Raw genomic sequence first — 15,511 nt, 5'->3', positions numbered from 1 at the left:
CCCGACCAGGTTGGCAGGCGCGCGCCGCTGGGCGACTGGATTTACTCCTTCGCCTTGTCGGCCGAGTTGGTGATGGCGTGGCCGCCTGCCGAAATATCCTGGCCGGCGCCGGAGACCGTATTGCAAGCAGAGAGCGTGGCCGTGCCTGCGGCCACGAACAGAAGCAAAGCGATGAGTCGAGCCATGAGTCTTCCCCTTATCAAGGATGCAGATGGATTCTCGCGATCCGCTGGCATGGATCGCGTTCCTTCGACCCGGCTGGCTGCGCCAACCGATCCGGTCTGATTTACCTCGCCAGCAAGCCGCGTACCTGCCTCGATCGGCAATGCGAACGACCGACGGCGTGCACGCGCACGCGGTGAAATTTCTGGCACTGAGGAAGGTGCGTGGGGCTCGTGCGCGCCGCAAAGGATGCAGGCCCGTTCCGTGCTATCGACCTTGGTGTAAATCGACATAGAGGAGGAAGTCATCATGCTGAAGTGGGCGCTGTTCTTCGCCATCGTTGCCGTGATCGCCGGATTGCTGGGCTTTACCGGTGTCGCGGCGGGCGCGGCGGCAATCGCGAAAATCCTGTTCATCGTGTTCGTGATTCTGTGCGTCGTGTTTCTCGTACTTGGCTTCGTCGTGACGAAGAAGATCGTCGACTAGCGACAGCCGACTGGAAACAAGCACGCATCGTTGAAAAGGGAGCGTCGCCATGCTGCATTACGCACTCGTATTCTTCGTGATCGCGATCATCGCCGCGGTGTTCGGTTTTACCGGCATTGCGGCCGGCGCGGCTGAAATCGCCAAAATTCTGTTCTACATCTTTCTGGTGGTGTTCGTCGTCACGCTGTTGCTGGGCGTGTTCCGAACGTAGCCAGGGCATCTTTCCTATAAATCCGGCGGCGCGTGACATGCGCGTGCTGCCGCAATCCCCACCTATCGCACAAGGAGCCGTTAAATGTCGAAGTCATCAGAAGCGCAGGGCACCGCAATGAAAGGCCCATTCGTGATGGACCTCGAAAAAATCCGCGCGCAGGCGCGCCAGGACATGGACGATGGACCCGTCACGCAAACCTACAAGGCAGACCGCGAAACGGTGCTCAAGCTGTTGAACGGCGCGCTTGCGACGGAAATCGTCTGCACGCTGCGCTACAAGCGCCACTATTTCATGGCGAAGGGCATCAACTCGGAAGGGGTCGCGCAGGAATTTCTCGAGCACGCCGCCGAAGAGCAACAGCACGCGGATCAACTTGCCGCGCGCATCGTGCAACTGGGCGGCGAGCCGGATTTCGCGCCGGACAGCCTGACTGCGCGCTCGCATTCGGAATACAAGGAAGGCGCCGACCTCAAAGATATGATTCGCGAGAATCTCGTCGCTGAGCGGATCGCGATCGACACCTATCGCGAGATCGTGCGCTACCTCGGCGATTCGGATACGACGACCCGTCGCATTTTCGAGGAAATTCTCGCGGTCGAAGAAGAGCACGCGGATGATATGGCGGACCTGCTCTCGAGCCGCTGAAGGGCCGTTGCAGACGCAACGTTTAGCGCGTGATCGACGTACTTGCGCTTGCGTTGCGTCTGCTGATGTCGCAACGATTTGCTTGTTGCGCGCGCTTGTTGGTGGCGCTTATTGCCCGGGCGCTAGTTGACGGCGCTTCTTGTGCGGGCGCTAATTAGCCCGCGCTTGTTGCCCGCATTGTTGCTCGCTCCTTGCCCGCTCGCAGCCCACGCCTATTGCGACGCTGCGACCGCGCTGCGCGCGGTACGCAGATGATTCCACGCTGCGATGCACGAGAAGAGCAGGCCCGCGATGCTGACGCCGACCCAGCCGAAGCGCGGCCACACGAGCGCGGCCACCAGCGAGCCGAGCGCGCCGCCGATGAAATAGCCGACCATATAGACGGTATTCACGCGGCTGCGCGCCTCGGGCTTTAACGCATAGATGCGCGACTGGTTCGAGATCTGCGCCGCCTGCACGCCGATATCGAGCACGATGACGCCGATCACGAGGCCGACGAGACTCGAGCCCGACAGCGCGAACACGATGAACGATATCGCGCAAAGCGCGATCGACAGGGTGACGACGGCGCGTGGACCGCGACGGTCCGCCGATTTGCCGGCGAGCGGCGCGGCGAGCGCGCCGGCTGCGCCGACAATGCCGAACAGACCTGCGGCCTGCGGCCCGAGATGGAACGGCGGCCCGGCGAGCAGCAGCGCGAGCGTCGACCAGAACGCGCTGAAGCCCGCGAACAATGACGCGCCCGTGATTGCCGCTTCGCGCAGCCCGCGCAATTCGACGGTCAGATGCCACATCGATGCGAGCAACTGGCCATACGGCAGCGTTGAGGTTGGTTTGCTGTGCGGCAGCCGCATGACGATTACGACGGCGAGCACGATCAGTACGACGATCGATACGCCGAATACCGCGCGCCAGCCGAAGTATTCGGCGATAAAACCCGCTGCCGTACGCGCCAGCAGGATGCCGAGCAACAGCCCGCTCATCACGATGCCGACCGCGTGGCCACGTTGCGACGGCGATGCGATTTCGGCCGCGAACGGCACGGCCTGCTGCGCGATCGTCGCGAGGATGCCGATCGCGAGGCTGGCAGCCGCGAGTATCGATAGCGTTGGCGCGAAGGTCACGAAGAGCAGCGCGATACACATGCCGGCCGTTTGCAGCAGGATCAGCGCGCGGCGGTCGAAGCGGTCGCCGAGCGGGGCGAGCAGCAGCATGCCGGCCGCATAGCCGAGCTGCGTCGAGGCCGGCACGACGCCGACCCATTCAGCGCTATGCGGATATGACTTGCGGAAATCGTCGAGCAGAGGCTGGTTGTAGTAGATGTTCGCGACCGAGATACCGGCGATGGTCGCGAGGAGCAGCAGCAAGCCGCTGAGCGAACGATCGGATGGCGCGGAGCTTTCGGAAGTGGACATGGGTGCGGCTGATGGTTGAAACGGCGGCGCGCCTCGTGGCGAGGCGCCTCGGTCGCACTTGCCTGATCGTGACGTGCGCGGGCCGTGCGTGGCGTGCCCGATGATACCGGACGGACGCCGATCGCGCACCGGCAAGGGGCGTTTGCAGGCCCGGCGTACCGTGCTCGGGTGTCGACGCCCGGCATATCGACACCCGGTGCTTCGACGCGCGCCATATCCGCACGCGTCTTCAGTCGATCAGCGCACCCGCGGGCTCATAGAACGGATACGGGCCATCACCCGCATCCACGTACGCATGATGCGTGACGAGCCCCGTCGCCGGGTCGTACCGATGCAGCGCGAAGGCCGGCGCTTCCATACGGAATGCCGACGGCGCGTCGTCGCGCAGATCGAGCGCGACCTGATGCGCAGGCGCGGGCACCGCCGACGCGATCGTGCCGGCAAAGCGCGTGAACATCGGCCGGTGCACATGCCCGCACAACACGCGCTCGACGTTCGGATGGCGCGCGATCAGCGTTTCGAATTCACGCGCGGCGGCAGGGTCGAGACGCACGCTGTCCATATGGCCGATACCGGACGCGAACGGCGGATGATGAAGCGCGACGATCACCGGTTTGCCGCGCGCCGCGTCGAGCTGCTGTTCGAGCCAAGCGAGGCGCGCGGCGCATAGCGTGCCGCCGCTTGCGCCGGGCACGATCGAATCGAGCGCAAGCACGCGCAGCTCGCCGATATCGACGGCGTACTGCACGAAGTCGCCGCCGTCGAACAGTTCTTTCCGATCGCTGAAGACGGTGCGCAATGCCGCGCGGTCGTCGTGATTGCCGACCAGCAGGTAGTGCGGAATCTGCAGCGGTGCGAGCAGCGTCTTCAGGTGCTCGTATTGTTCGACGTCGCCCTGATCGACGAGGTCGCCGGTCACGATCACCGCGTCCGGGCGCGGCTCGAGCGCGTTGAGCGCCGCGACGCAGCGGCTGAAATACGCGGCGGTGTCGACGCGGCGGTAGGCGAGCGCGCCGGGGCGTTTGATATGCAGGTCGCTGATCTGGGCTAGCAGCATGAAGGTCTCGGGCGGTTCAGAAAAGGGGCGAGGGTCGTCGCGGCGGGCGGGGCGTGTTATTCACGATAGCGCAATTAGCGCGTCCTGCGCGATCGAGATGCCGACGGCCGTGCCGCGCGCCAGCTCGACGCGGCCCGCGACGTCGACGATCAATGCATCGGGCGCCGCATCGCGGATCGTGAGCCGCGTGCGTTCGCCGAGAAACGCCGCGTGCTCGACGGTGCCGCGCAACTGCGCCGTCGACGGATCGGCGAGCCATGCGTCTTCAGGGCGGAAGAACACTTCGTGCGTCTCGCTTGCGAGCGTTGCTTCCGTTGCATGACTGTTGCGCGCGGTCTGTGCGGTCTGCGAACCGCGCGCGTTGTTTCGATCGCGCCTATCGAGCGATTCGCGCCTGGCCGCCCGCGGCTCCGGCGCCGGCACCGCGCCGCCGAGGGTTGTCAGCATCCCGTCGCGCCATGCGCCGGCCAGCCGGTTGATCGTGCCGATAAACTGCGCGACCGCGCGATTGGCCGGACGATAGTAGATGTCGCGCGGCGCACCGATCTGTTCGATGCGTCCTGCGCTCATCACGACGATGCGGTCGCCGAGTTCCATCGCTTCGGCCTGGTCGTGCGTCACATAAACGGTCGTGATGCCGAGCTCACGCAACAGCGCATTCATCTCGCCGCGCAGCGTATCGCGCAGCCGCGCATCGAGCGCGGTCAGCGGCTCGTCGAGCAGCAGCACGCGCGGCTGCGGCGCGAGCGCGCGCGCGAGCGCGACGCGCTGGCGCTGGCCGCCGGAAAGCTGGTCGACGGGTTTGTCCGCGTGATCGGTGAGCCGCATCATCGCGAGCAGTTCGTCGACGCGGCGGCGCGTTTCCTCTGCGCCGACACGCCGGATCCGCAGCCCATAGCCGACGTTGCCGCGCACGGTCAGATTCGGAAACAGCGCGTAGTTCTGGAACACCATGCCGACCGCGCGCTTTTCGATCGGCAGCGAGGTGACGTCGTCGTCGCCGAAGCGAACCCGGCCGCCTGGGTCAGGCGTTTCGAGCCCGGCGATCAGCCTTAAGGTGGTGGTCTTGCCGCAGCCGGACGGGCCGAGCAGCACGAGCGTCTCGCCCGTGCCGATCTGCAATTCGAGCGGCTCGAGCACGCGCGTGCCGCGGAACGTCTTCGCGCAGTTCGACAGAGTGATGGAGACGGGAGTGAGCTTCATGATGGGGTGACGTCGTCTGCGGAAACGGAAAGCGATGAGCGCGTTGCAGATGCGGGTGCGGTTTCGATTGCGGATGCGGCTGCCGCTGCCGCTTTCGTCGTACGCGTTGCACGGCGCTGGCCGGTCGCGTCGACGCCGAGCCATTGCATGGCGACGAGCAGCGGCATCGTCATGATGAAAAACAGAATGGTGTAGGCGCTGCCGACTTCGATACGCATCGACGCATAGGTATCGGCGAGGCCGACCGGCAGCGTTTTCGTGTCGGGCGTATGCAGCATCCACGTGAGGTTGAATTCGCCGATCGACAACGTGAGCACGGCGAGCGCGCCCGCGACGATGCCGGGCCGGATATTCGGCAGCACGATCGTCACGAAGCGCTGCGTGAAGGTGGCGCCGAGGCTCGCCGCGCCTTCCTCGAGCGTGCGCAGGCCGGCGCTCGAACAGACGGCCGCGACCGCGCGCACCATAAACGGCAGCGTAAACACGACATGGCCGACGACGATAAAGGCCGCGCTCATGCGAAACGCCGTGAAGCCACCATAGACGACGAGCAGCGCGAGCGCCGACGCTAGTCCCGGCAACGCCACGGGCAGCACGAGCAGTTCTTCGACGACGCGCGCAAAGCGCGTATTGCTGCGCGCGAGTGCATAACCGGCCGGCACGCCGGTGATCAGCGTTACGACGAGCGTGGCCGCCGCGACTTCGAGCGACAGGAACACCGACGCGTGATACTGCGTCCATACCTCGCCGAGCCAGCGCAGCGTGAGTCCGCTCGCGACACCGCGAAAGTAATTGACGGTCAGCCCTGCGACGATCGACATCACGATCGGCACGATCAGGAATGCGCACAGTCCGAGCGTGACGAACCATTGGCCGGCGGCGAGCCAGCCGCGCAGCGACGGCCATGCGAGCGCGCGGCGGCGCGACCGCGCGGGTTCGTTCCGTGCGTTCTGAGGGTTTTGCGTGCCTTGCTGTGCGTCTTGTCGAGAATCGAAAGCGGTAGTCATTCGCTTGCGCTCATCGTCGTGCGTGCGCGCCATCATGCGGTGGCCGCGACGGCCGAGCCAGTCGCGCTGCGTGCCGCGGCGAGCACTGCCCACGTGACGATACCGAGAACGATCGACAGGCCCGCGGCCGTCACCATGTTCGCGCCCAGCGTGAATTGCGTGTAGATGGTCATCGGCAGCACGTCGATGTCGGTGGCGAGCGTGAAGGCCGTGCCGAATGCGCCCATCGAGGTCGCGAAGCACACGGCGCCTGCCGCGATCAGACCCGGCGCGAGCGCGGGCAGCACGATATCGCACAGGATCCGCCACGGCGATGCGCCGAGCGCGCGCGCGGCTTCTTCGAGCGAAGCATCGAGCTTCGTCGCCGACGCCATGACGGTGACGATCACACGTGGAATCGAAAAGTACAGGTAACCGATAAACAGGCCCGCCATCGAATAGGCGAACACCCAGCGGTCGCCGGTCAGCTTCATCGACAGCGTGCCGATCAGGCCTTGCCGTCCCGCGAGCATGATCACCATAAAGCCGACCACGACGCCCGGAAACGCGAGCGGAAACGTCAGCAGCGCGAGCAGCGTGCGCTTGCCGGCGAAATCGCGGCGCGCGAGCAGCAGGCCGGCGATGACCGACAACACGAGTGTGGTGACGGTCACGGCCGCGGAGAGAAGCACGGTCTCGCCGAGGCTTTGCATATAGCGCGCGTTGGTCAGCAGCGCCTTGTAGGTTGCAAACGGATGGCCGTCGCCGCTCACCTGCACGAGCGCGGCGATCGGCAGCAGCCAGAACGCGATAAACACCGACAGCGCGGGTGCAACGAACGCAATGCGCCAATGCCGCGGGAACGTGATGTCGTTCAATGCATCACCTGCAGATATTGCTCGCCGAAGCTTTGCTGCTTGCCGGCCATCTTCGCGAAGTCGACGGCTTTGGCGCGCGCGTAGTCGCTGGCGGGCAGGAATTTGCTCGCTGCGTCCGCGCTTATTTCGTTCGCTCGCACCGGGCGCAGATACGCGTTCGCCCACAGTTTCTGGCCTTCATCGGACAGCACGAAGTCGAGTACCTTCCTGCCGTTGGCATCGTGCGGCGCATGCTTCACGAGGCTCATCACGTACGGTACGGAGATCGTGCCTTCCTGCGGAATCACGAACTCGACGTTGGCGTGATCCTTGTACTTCGCGCGATACGCGTCGAAGTCGTAGTCGAGCAGAATCGGAATTTCGCCGGACAGCACGCGTGCATAGGCGGTCTGCTTGGGCACGATCGGGTCGTTGGCCTTGAGCTTGCGGAACCAGTCGAGGCCGGGCTTGAAGTTGTCGAAGCTGCCGCCGAGCGCCTGGTTCACCGCGACCGCACCCGCATAACCGACGAACGCGCTTGACGGATCGAGATAACCGATCATTCCTTTGTATTCAGGTTTCAGCAGATCGGCCCACGAGCGCGGCACGGGCTTGCCTTCGAGCGCGTCCTTGTTGACGAAAAAGCCGAGCGTGCCCGAGTGGATCGCGAACCAGTAGCCTTGCGGGTCTTTCATGTTCGCCGGGATGTCGTTCCAGTGCGCGGGCTTGTATGGCTGGATCACGTCCTTGTCCTTCGCCTGGAAGGCCGACGACACCCCGAGATAGACGACGTCCGCGACCGGGCTCTTTTGTTCGGCGATCAGTTGCGCGATGGCTTGGCCCGAGTTCTTGTTGTCGAACGGCACGCGGATGCCGGTCTGTTGCTGGATCGCTTTGATCTGGCTGGCCCAGTCGGCCCATTCCGGCGGGCAGTTGTAGCAGACTGCGGTTTCTTCCGCGTGCGCGGGTTGGGCTGCACCGAGTGTGCCGAACGCAGTGAGTGCGGTGAGCGCGGCCAGGGACGAGGCGGCCGCGATGCTCGCCGTGAACGCAGAGACGGCACGGCGTCGCCGGGCGATGGGGCGGAGCAGCGTGGCGATGATCGTGCGGCGATGCGAATTCACGGCGTTTCTCCAGGGCGGTGAGAAAGGAGTCGGGGCGAAGCGGCGGGCGGCCTGATCGCGGTCGGTTATGTCAGGTGAAGCAGATGTGTCGGGCGCACGGAGTGGACTCGCGTGGTTTCTTCCGCATCGAAGGCGCGTTGCGCACATGCTCGTGCGCAAGCGACGGTACGCGGTGATTAGCGGCGGTAAGCGACGCTATTCCGTTGACGTTGCAGTCGAGTGAGCTAGCGGACGCACGATCGCATGCGAGCCCGCCCGCGGCGCGCCGCCACCCTGCGGACCCGCGGGCTGCGTCGCGTCATGCGTGCGCATCATCGAGACCGTGTCCGCGCTGTTCGGAATCGCAGTGATCGTCGCGCCTTCGCGCAGCGTGTGCGGCAAGGTCAGCGAAAGCGACGCGTCCGTGTAGGTGCCGTCGATACGCCCGATCAGGCGCCGCCACGCGGAGCAGCCGATCTCGCGATTCGGTGAGCCGATGCTTGCAAGCGGCGGCGCGAGCAGTTCGCCCATCGCGAGGCCGTCGAAGCCGAGAATCGACATATCGCGCGGCACCTCGAAGCGTGCGCTGCGCAAGCCGCGCATCACGACCATCGCGAGCAGATCGTTGCTGCAGAAGAGGGCGGTCGGGCGCTGGGCGCCGGTCAGATGCGCGAGCACCGACGGCGCGAGCTGGTCCGCGTTGAAATCGATTTCCAGGGCCGGCGCCGGCGTGAGGCCGGCCTGCTGCATCGCTTGCGTGTAGCCGACATGGCGCAGCCGCGCGCGGTCCGAGGCGGCGAGCGTGCCGGCCAGCATCAGAATGCGGCGGTGGCCGTGCGCGATCAGCATGCGCACGCCTTCGAACGCGGCGAGCCGGTTATCGACCGACACCGACGGACGGCGCACCGTGTCGTTGTGCATCAGCACGTAGAGCATGCCGGAGCGGTCGAGTTCGTCGAGCAGCGGGTGGGTGTCGGCGTCGGCGACGGTCAGGATCAGCCCTTCGACGCGCTGCTCGCGCAGCGTCTCGATCGCGTGGCGTTCGCGTTCGGCGTCGTATTGGGTGGTCATCAGCATGAGCCGGTAGCCTTGTGCGGCGGCGAGCTCGTCGATGCCTTGCAGACACTCGGCGAACACGGGGTTCGCGAGCGTCGGCAGCACGACGCCGATCAGGCGGCTGCGTTCGCCGCGCAGCTGGCGGCCGAGCGGGCTCGGGCGAAAGTCGAGCGCATCGATCGACTGGCGGACTTTTTCGAGCGTCACCGGGTTGACGGTGTGTGGCGCATTGATGGCGCGCGAAACCGTCGCGATCGAAAAGCCCGCGTGCGCAGCGACATCCTTGATGGTGGGAGTCATCGTGTCGGCCCCGTTCGTGTAAACGTTTTCGTCGCGCGAATTATCGACAACGAATATGACGGAACCGTGACGTACAGAAGGCTGACACGCCGTTTTGGTGCGGCTCGCCGGGCGATGGTAGAATCCGGTCCGCCCTTGCCGGGGTGATGAAATTGGTAAACATAGCGGACTTAAATGATTGAGTGCCTGGTCGGAAACGGCCGGTGCAGAACCCCTCAAATTCGGCGAAACCCCTGATGGCTCATCGCGCATGAGCTGCCGCGGCAACGCCGAGCCAAGCCCGCCGCCGCTCACGAGGCGAACGCGCGGAAGGTGTAGAGACTAGACGGGGGGCGCCTAAGGCGGCGCGCAGCGCGATGCTGCGGCTCGCGGCGATGGCGAAGGCATAGTCCAGCGCACGAACGGCAATACCGCCCGGTATGAGCCGGCGTCGAAAGACGTGGTGTGAAGAAAATCCGCCGCTTAACGGCTTGCCGGTTCGAGTCCGGTCCCCGGCACCAGCTGCTTGCAACGCTCGAGTTTTATTCCCCCATCGCTTTTCATCGCTTTCGCGTGTTCGAACGCAGGTAGTCGCGAGCGACTTCCTCTGCTGCGCACGTCATCTCATGACGCTACGCCCCACGTGAAATACACACTACTACACACATATTGATAAAGTGTGTATCATTACACACGAGGCGGCCGGAGGTGCTGATGAATTCATCACAACTTATCCGGATGCTCGAGGAGGATGGCTGGAGGTTGGTCCGGGTCACCGGCAGCCATCACCACTTCAAACACACCGGGAAGCGGGGCCTTGTGACGGTGCCTCACCCAAAGAAGGATCTGCCGATCGGGACGTCAAAGAGCATCCTGAAAGCCGCCGGCCTGAATTAACAATCCGGCGGTCTTTCGCGGCAAAGGATGCCAACAGTCATTCACTGACCTGAAGGAAGTTGACCATGGAATTTCCCATCGCAGTTCATAAGGACGATGGGAGCGCCTACGGCGTGATCGTTCCGGACATCCCGGGCGTTCACTCGTGGGGCGACACCATCGATGATGCGATCAGAAACACAAAGGAGGCGATTGTCGGTCACGTTTCGACGCTGGTTGAACTCGGCGAGGACGTCGGCTTCACGTGTTCGACCGTGGAAGAACTGGTCGCAAAGCCCGAGTACGTAGGCGCGGTATGGGCGTTGGTCGATGTCGATCTGACCCAGCTCGATTCGAAGCCGGAGCGGATCAACGTCAGCCTGCCGCGGTTTGTGCTGCGTAAGATCGACGCTTATGTGACGGCGCGTCACGAAACGCGAAGTGGCTTTCTCGCGCGCGCTGCACTCGAGGCGTTAGCGCACGCATAGCAGGCTGATGCCGGACCCGGGCCCGCTTCGGCGGGCTTTTTCATTTCACGCACCCCCTCAAGCCGCGCCCCCAATCTGCCGATATTGTCAGTCAAGCACCAGCGGGTCTGCCACCGTGGCGGCCCGCGGTATCCGGAAACCACCCTCCGATCACCTTACATGTCGACTCCTATCAGCGGCAGTACCGTCGCCGGGTTGCTGGGCGCACTCAATCCTCAGGACCAGTCCGCGAACGCAAACCGGACCAAAACCAGCCAGGCGGGCACGACGTCAGACGCCGGGTCGCTGGCGGCCGCGGCGCTGGCCGCCGCGATGCAGGCGGCAGCCAGCCTGGGTCAGCTCACACAGGCGTTCGGGCAGGCCGCGCAAGGCGCTTCGTCCGTCGACCCGTCGACCGGCCTGCGCGAAATATCGGCGACGTCGAGCGCCCAGCTGGGCTCGGCGCTCGACCAGTTCCTCGTGCAAAACGGCTTCAGCCAGCAGCAAGCCGACGCGGCCAGCCAAAGCTTCGTCGAGCAGCTGCAAAAGGGCGGCCCGGTCGACCTGAACACAAGCTTCGACGAATCGACGACGGTCGCGACAGCGATGTCCTCCAGCTACGGCTCGACGACGATGTCGGCGTCGTCGGTGGCGGTCAACGAGCGCTCGGGCTCGGTCTCGATCGACTTCGATCCGACCAGCGGCAAATTGTCGATTTCGCTGAAGGAACAGCAGATCAGCTCGGTCACGTCGGTCACCGAGATTTCGGGTCCGGGTGCCGCGGCGCTGCCGATCCTCGCACTGCAAACGCCAAACGGTCTGCTGAATCTGCTGCCCGGTCAGGCTGGACGCGATAACGGCGACGGCAAGGACGCAACGAACGATCAGAATCCCAACGCGCTGCCTGCCGGGTCCAACAGCAACACGATTTCGGCCAACGATGCAGCCCAGGTATTGAGCCAGCTGCTCGCCGCGCTCGCGCGTCCGACGCTGCACGGCACGGACGAAGCCTCGAACCGGTTGAGCCAGGCGAACAAAGGCAAGGACTCGGGATCAGGCAGTACGGACGGTGTGGACGGCGCGGACAGTGCAGATAACACGAACAATGTCGCGTCGTCGTCGGATCAATCCGCTGACGAAGCCATCTCCGTAACGATCGGCTTCACGCAGACCCTGTCGATCTCGCTGCTCGATCTGAACGGTCACGGCACGACGATCTTCCGGCGCCCGGACGGCAACACGGGCGCGATGTCGTTCGAGCCGACGCACGTCGTCGCGGCTTAAGCACGACACGCGCGGCGCGGGCGCTTTGTGCTCGCGCTGTGCGCCCAACATTCATAGAAGCCTTCGATCGCGGCAGTTGCACACGCGCCGCAACGTGTGCGACTGCCGCTCGCCACTCGCTCCCCATTCGTCTAAAGTAGCCGCTCGATCGTGCCCATCGGGTCGGTCACGCGCACGATCGGCCGAAAAATAATCCCAATGGAGGAGCGCAAACCATGCAACTGATCGGCATGCTCGATTCCCCGTTCGTGCGTCGCGTCGCGATCTCGCTGGCGATGTACGGCATTCCGTACGAGCACTGTGCGCTATCGGTGTTTCGTCACTTCGACGAATTCTCGAAAACGAACCCGGCCGTCAAGGCGCCGACGCTCGTCACCGACGACGGCACGACCCTGACCGACTCGACGCTAATCCTCGACTACCTCGAGCGCATGGCCGCTCCTGAGCGGCGGCTGATGCCCGAAGACCTCGGCACGCGCGGCAAAGCGCTGCATCTGATCGGCTTCGCGCTCGCCGCGTGCGAAAAGACCATGCACACCGTCTACGAGAACCTGCTGCGGCCGGAGGAGAAACGGCATGATCCGTGGCTCGAGCGCGTCCAGCGTCAGTTGCACGGCGCATATGATCAGTTGGAAACGGCGCTGGCCATGCATCACGCGACGAAACGCGATGCGTGGCTGATCGGCGAGCGGATGATGCAGCCTGATATCACGGTCGCGATTGCGTGGCGCTTCACGCAGTACATGTTGCCGGGCGTCGTCGATCCGGCACGTTATCCGGCGCTCGTCGCGTTTTCCGCGCGTGCCGAGGCGTTGCCCGTGTTTATCGATACGCCGCTCGAGTAGCCACAATCCGCCGCGCAGCCGTGCAGCGCTCACTGCGGCGGCTGGGGCGGGGGCGTGACCGGCCGTGACTGCGCCTGCGGCCGCATGCCGGGATTGTTGTCTCTGATTGACAAGTGACTTCGTCCTGACGGCATTTATCCACAGGGCACCTATCTCTAAAATTGCTTCCATGGAAACGTAGGTTGGCGGCACACCCCGCATGACGAGGCGCCGCGCATTGGGAGCAGTTATGAAATCGTTGATCGAGCGGCAGATCTATCATCCGGCAGTGGTGCTGCCGATGCTGTCGCTGATGCAAATGATGGTGTCCACCGACTTCAATCTCGGGCAAGTCGGCGTGCTGGTCGCGACCAACGGCGCACGCGCCGCGCTGCAGCGCTCGCGCGAGTTGATGTGCCAGATGGTTTGCCATGGCGACGAAGAACGGGCACATTAAGGCGGCGACGTACGAGTTAGTCGCAAAGGCCACTTCAAGACTCATCGCTTAGATCGCAACAAAGAAACAGGGTGGCGCGCGCCTTTAGCACGCGGCTGCCGATCAAACCGGGCGCACGTCGCCCGGTTTTCTTTTTGTCGCACGCTTTTGGCATGGGGCTTCGCCTTGCTGCCAAGGCTTCAATCGCCAGGCTGGCGTAAGATGACCGATCCTCGACCGCGCTTTGGGAGATCGGCTATGCCACAGCACTTCGACGCAATCGTGATCGGTACAGGGCAAGGCGGCTCGCCGCTCGCGGTACGGCTCGGCAAAAGCGGCCGCAAAACGGCCGTTGTCGAGCGCGAGCTGTTCGGCGGAACCTGCGTAAACGTCGGCTGCACGCCGACTAAAGCCTATGTCGCGAGCGCGCGTACGGCGCATGTGGCGCGCCACGCCGCCGAATACGGCGTGCACGTGAGCGGCGACGTGACCGTCGATCTCGCCGAAGTGAAGGCGCGCAAGGACCGCATCATCGGCCAGTCGCGCACCGGCGTGGAGAAGTGGCTGCGCACGGCGCAGAATGTGTCGGTGTTCACGGGCCACGCGCGCTTTATCGGCCCGCATCGAATCTCGATCACCGACCACGAAGGCCGCATCGTCGACGAACTGAGCGCCGACGAATTCTTCCTGAACACCGGCACGCGCCCGGTCATCCCGAAGATCGACGGTCTCGAGCGGATCCGCCACTTCACGAACTCATCGCTGCTCGATCTGACCGAGCTCCCCGAGCATCTGGTGATTGTCGGCGCAAGCTATATCGCGCTCGAATTCGCGCAGGTGTTCCGCCGCTTCGGCAGCCGAGTCACGGTGCTCTCGCGCGGCGAACGTGTGCTGGGCCGCGAAGACGCGGACTTCTCGGACGCCGTGCAAAAGGTGCTTGCGCGCGAGGGCATTGCGTTTCGTTTCAACTCGGCACCGGTGCGCATCGAGCCGCTGAACGGCGAAGGCTCGACCGCTGCGCGCGTGTCGTGCGCCTCCGGCATTCCCGTGGAAGGATCGCATCTGCTGTTCGCGACCGGCCGCAGGCCGAACACCGACGATCTCGGTCTCGATGCCGCCGGTGTGCAGGTTGATGCGCACGGCACGATTCCGGTCGACGGCCAGTTGCGCACCAATGTGCCCGGCATCTGGGCAATCGGCGACGTCAACGGACGCGGCGCGTTCACGCACACGTCATACGACGATTTCCAGATCGTCGCGGCGAACTTGCTCGATAACGGCAAGCGCAGCGTGGACGACCGCATCATGGCGTACGCGGTGTTCGTCGACCCGCCGCTCGCGCGCGTCGGCTTATCGGAAACGGACGTTCGCCAATCGGGCCGCGCCGCGCTGATCTCGACGATGCCGATGACGCGCGTCGGCCGCGCACGCGAGCGTGGCGAGACCGACGGCTTTATGAAGGTGCTCGTCGATGCGCAAACGAAGCAGATTCTCGGTGCGACGATTCTCGGCATCGAAGGCGACGAGGCGATCCACACGATCATCGACATCATGACGGCGCGCGCACCGTATCCGACGCTGCAATATGCGGTCCATATCCATCCGACGATCAGCGAACTCGTGCCGACGCTGCTCGACGGTTTGAAGCCGCTCGAGTAGCGGGACGCACGTTTAAATGACATCCGGCGCAAGGAAATCGCCATTCGCCGAAGATGCCGGCAATCTGTTCAGCGCTGTCGAACTTGGTCCGCTCGAGCATGTCGACACGCTGGTCGAGCGCGGCGATCTGACGGTCGAGCGCATCGTGTCGATGGCACATGCCAGTGCGCCGGACTTCTGGTACGACAGCCCACGCGACGAGTGGGTCGTGCTGCTAAGCGGCGCGGCCGCGCTCGAGTTCGAGCATGGCGAAGCGCTGCACGAAATGCGGCCCGGCGACTATATCCGCATCGAAGCGCATCGCCGGCATCGCGTTGCGTGGACGCATCCGGATCAGCCTTCCGTGTGGCTGGCCATTCACTACCGTGCCGCGATGGAGTCCGGGCCCGAGTTCAAGCCCGAATTCAAACCAAATGCCGAGGTCGACAAGTCGCCGGATGATCGCTGATAATCGGCCGCAGCGCGCCTGCTTGCCGCGCGCGCACCGTCGTCATCGAATCGA

17 protein-coding genes and 1 pseudogene are annotated in these 15,511 nt (G+C 64.4%); 10 read left to right on the top strand and 8 right to left on the bottom strand.

The features are described 5' to 3' along the window. Positions 1-41: 41 nt before the first annotated feature. Entirely contained in the window at positions 42-185 is a 144-nt protein-coding gene (locus KZJ38_RS14505; RefSeq protein ID WP_219796638.1) for an entericidin A/B family lipoprotein, read from the bottom strand. A gap of 286 nt (positions 186-471) precedes the next feature. Between KZJ38_RS14505 and KZJ38_RS14500 the strand changes: the two genes are divergently transcribed. The 3 genes from KZJ38_RS14500 (at position 472) to KZJ38_RS14490 (ending at position 1,507) form a co-directional block, all read left to right on the top strand. Next, positions 472-648 carry a DUF1328 domain-containing protein gene (locus KZJ38_RS14500; RefSeq protein ID WP_219796636.1) on the top strand — a complete coding sequence of 59 codons (177 nt, stop codon included), beginning with the start codon at positions 472-474 and terminating at the stop codon, positions 646-648. Positions 649-697: 49 nt separating this feature from the next. Continuing rightward, complete coding sequence (locus KZJ38_RS14495) at positions 698-859, top strand: DUF1328 domain-containing protein (protein WP_012400904.1); 162 nt, start codon at positions 698-700, stop codon at positions 857-859. Positions 860-943: 84 nt separating this feature from the next. After that, positions 944-1,507: a ferritin-like domain-containing protein gene (locus tag KZJ38_RS14490; protein WP_219796634.1), complete on the top strand. Its 564-nt coding sequence runs from the start codon at positions 944-946 to the stop codon at positions 1,505-1,507. Between the two features lie 212 nt (positions 1,508-1,719). Here KZJ38_RS14490 and KZJ38_RS14485 read toward each other — a convergent pair whose 3' ends face one another. The 7 genes from KZJ38_RS14485 to KZJ38_RS14455 form a co-directional block, all read right to left on the bottom strand. Then, positions 1,720-2,922 (bottom strand): MFS transporter, encoded by a 1,203-nt coding sequence (locus tag KZJ38_RS14485; protein WP_219796632.1) that lies wholly within the window; start codon positions 2,920-2,922, stop codon positions 1,720-1,722. A gap of 229 nt (positions 2,923-3,151) precedes the next feature. Next, positions 3,152-3,979: a phosphodiesterase gene (locus tag KZJ38_RS14480; protein ID WP_219796630.1), complete on the bottom strand. Its 828-nt coding sequence runs from the start codon at positions 3,977-3,979 to the stop codon at positions 3,152-3,154. A 60-nt stretch (positions 3,980-4,039) separates the two neighbouring features. After that, a complete protein-coding gene (locus KZJ38_RS14475; RefSeq protein WP_219796628.1) occupies positions 4,040-5,182 on the bottom strand; it encodes an ABC transporter ATP-binding protein in 1,143 nt (380 codons plus the stop codon). After that, positions 5,179-6,189, bottom strand: a complete 1,011-nt coding sequence (locus KZJ38_RS14470; protein ID WP_246641477.1) for an ABC transporter permease — start codon at positions 6,187-6,189, stop codon at positions 5,179-5,181. Before KZJ38_RS14470 ends, KZJ38_RS14475 begins: the two co-directional genes overlap by 4 nt. 32 nt (positions 6,190-6,221) lie before the next feature. After that, positions 6,222-7,046, bottom strand: a complete 825-nt coding sequence (locus KZJ38_RS14465; protein ID WP_219796626.1) for an ABC transporter permease — start codon at positions 7,044-7,046, stop codon at positions 6,222-6,224. Then, a complete protein-coding gene (locus KZJ38_RS14460; RefSeq protein WP_425518358.1) occupies positions 7,043-8,062 on the bottom strand; it encodes an ABC transporter substrate-binding protein in 1,020 nt (339 codons plus the stop codon). Before KZJ38_RS14460 ends, KZJ38_RS14465 begins: the two co-directional genes overlap by 4 nt. A 282-nt stretch (positions 8,063-8,344) precedes the next feature. Then, positions 8,345-9,484, bottom strand: coding sequence for a LacI family DNA-binding transcriptional regulator (locus KZJ38_RS14455; RefSeq protein WP_219796624.1), 1,140 nt, complete (start codon positions 9,482-9,484; stop codon positions 8,345-8,347). A gap of 693 nt (positions 9,485-10,177) precedes the next feature. Here KZJ38_RS14455 and KZJ38_RS14450 point away from each other — a divergent pair. The 7 genes and pseudogenes from KZJ38_RS14450 to KZJ38_RS14420 all read left to right on the top strand — a co-directional run. Then, complete coding sequence (locus tag KZJ38_RS14450; protein ID WP_219796622.1) at positions 10,178-10,360, top strand: type II toxin-antitoxin system HicA family toxin; 183 nt, start codon at positions 10,178-10,180, stop codon at positions 10,358-10,360. Between the two features lie 65 nt (positions 10,361-10,425). After that, positions 10,426-10,827 carry a type II toxin-antitoxin system HicB family antitoxin gene (locus KZJ38_RS14445; protein ID WP_219796620.1) on the top strand — a complete coding sequence of 134 codons (402 nt, stop codon included), beginning with the start codon at positions 10,426-10,428 and terminating at the stop codon, positions 10,825-10,827. 159 nt (positions 10,828-10,986) lie between these two features. Further along, positions 10,987-12,090: a hypothetical protein gene (locus KZJ38_RS14440; protein ID WP_219796619.1), complete on the top strand. Its 1,104-nt coding sequence runs from the start codon at positions 10,987-10,989 to the stop codon at positions 12,088-12,090. Positions 12,091-12,305: 215 nt separating this feature from the next. Then, a complete protein-coding gene (locus KZJ38_RS14435; RefSeq protein WP_219796617.1) occupies positions 12,306-12,935 on the top strand; it encodes a glutathione S-transferase in 630 nt (209 codons plus the stop codon). 229 nt (positions 12,936-13,164) lie between these two features. Then, a complete protein-coding gene (locus KZJ38_RS14430; protein ID WP_219796615.1) occupies positions 13,165-13,371 on the top strand; it encodes a hypothetical protein in 207 nt (68 codons plus the stop codon). 237 nt (positions 13,372-13,608) lie between these two features. Further along, positions 13,609-15,009, top strand: coding sequence for an FAD-containing oxidoreductase (locus KZJ38_RS14425; protein WP_219796613.1), 1,401 nt, complete (start codon positions 13,609-13,611; stop codon positions 15,007-15,009). Positions 15,010-15,025: 16 nt separating this feature from the next. Further along, positions 15,026-15,373 (top strand): annotated as a pseudogene (locus KZJ38_RS14420) (cupin domain-containing protein); the annotation flags it as partial. Positions 15,374-15,511 lie beyond the last annotated feature (138 nt).

Source organism: Paraburkholderia edwinii, from assembly GCF_019428685.1.
Lineage (GTDB): Bacteria > Pseudomonadota > Gammaproteobacteria > Burkholderiales > Burkholderiaceae > Paraburkholderia > Paraburkholderia edwinii.
The sequence above is the reverse complement of the archived record's forward strand: the minus strand, read 5'-3'. Positions and strand labels throughout refer to the sequence as shown.